The organism is Pseudomonas sp. GZJR-8 (genome assembly GCF_002916705.1).
Classification (GTDB): Bacteria; Pseudomonadota; Gammaproteobacteria; order Pseudomonadales; family Pseudomonadaceae; genus Aquipseudomonas; species Aquipseudomonas synxantha_A.
This window is the reverse complement of the sequence record NZ_JXSI01000030.1, coordinates 1-1250: the sequence shown is the minus strand read 5'-3', so window position 1 is coordinate 1250 and position 1250 is coordinate 1. Positions and strand designations below refer to the sequence as shown.

The window sequence follows — 1250 nt, the reverse complement described above, 5'->3', positions numbered from 1 at the left end:
ACATAGGCCACCAGCTGCTTGCCGGTCGGGCCCTCCTGAGCCACCACCACGGTTTCACCGACGTTGACCTGCTCGCGCAAACGCGCTTCGATTTCACCCAACTCGATACGGAAACCGCGGATCTTCACCTGATGGTCGACACGCCCCAGGTAGTCCACCACCCCATCCGGACGCCCACGGGTCAGGTCGCCGCTGCGGTACACACGGCTGCCCGGTTTGCCGTATGGGTCCGGCACGAAACGCTCGGCAGTCAGTGCCGGGCGCTCCAGGTAACCCCGGGCCACGCCCTCGCCGCCCAGGTACAACTCGCCTGCCACGCCGATGGGTTGCAGATTGAGTTGCGAATCCAGGACGTAACCGCTGCGGTTGCCGAGCAAGGTGCCGATGGGTGCGTAGACTGCACCGCATGGATCGCCCTTGCGCGCTTTCCACAACAACGGCGTAACCACGGTTTCGGTAGGGCCGTAGCCGTTGAACAGGTACTTGGGTTTCAGCGCGCGCCAAGCCAGGTCATAGCTGGCTTGAGCAACGGCATCACCGCCAAAGCAATACACCCGTACCGCCGGTGGGTTGCCGTCGCGCTCGGCATGTTCGGCCAACTGTTGCAGGTACACCGGCGGGAAGACCGCCATGGTCACGTTATGGCGGTGCATCTGCTCATAGGTGTATTCGGGCAACCACAGGCTGTCATCACGGATCAACACGCTGGCGCCGTTGATCAACGGGTGCATCCAGCCTTCGTGGGAGCCGTCGAAGGCGAACGACATGAAGTGCAGTTCGCAATCGGCCGGCGAGGTTTCATAGCGCTCGCCGGTGGCGATAATGTGCGCCACCAACGGCCCGTGAGACACCGCCACGCCCTTGGGCAGGCCGGTGGAACCGGAGGTGTAGATCACGTAGGCGAGGTTGTCGCCATCCAGCGCCACATTCGGTGCTGTTTCGCTATAACTTGACCAGGCGTGCACCTGATCCACCGCCAAGGCTTCCAGGCCCTCCGGGATCGGCAACCGCTGCTGCACTGCAGAATGAGTCAGCAGCAATTTCGAGCGGCTGTCCTGCATCATGTACAGCAAGCGATCACGCGGGTACTCGATATCCAGCGGCACATACACGCCACCGGCTTTCATCACCGCCAGGAACGCCACCATGATTTCGGCACTGCGCGGCATGGCAATGGCCACGCGCACTTCCGGGCCGACGCCACGGGCAATCAGGGCATGAGCCAGACGGTTGGCCTGGCGATCCAGTTC

General features: G+C 62.9%; 1 protein-coding gene. It reads right to left on the bottom strand.

The features are described 5' to 3' along the window. The coding region (locus tag TK42_RS26710) for an amino acid adenylation domain-containing protein (protein ID WP_146097905.1) at positions 1 to 1250 on the bottom strand (1250 nt) is incomplete at both ends.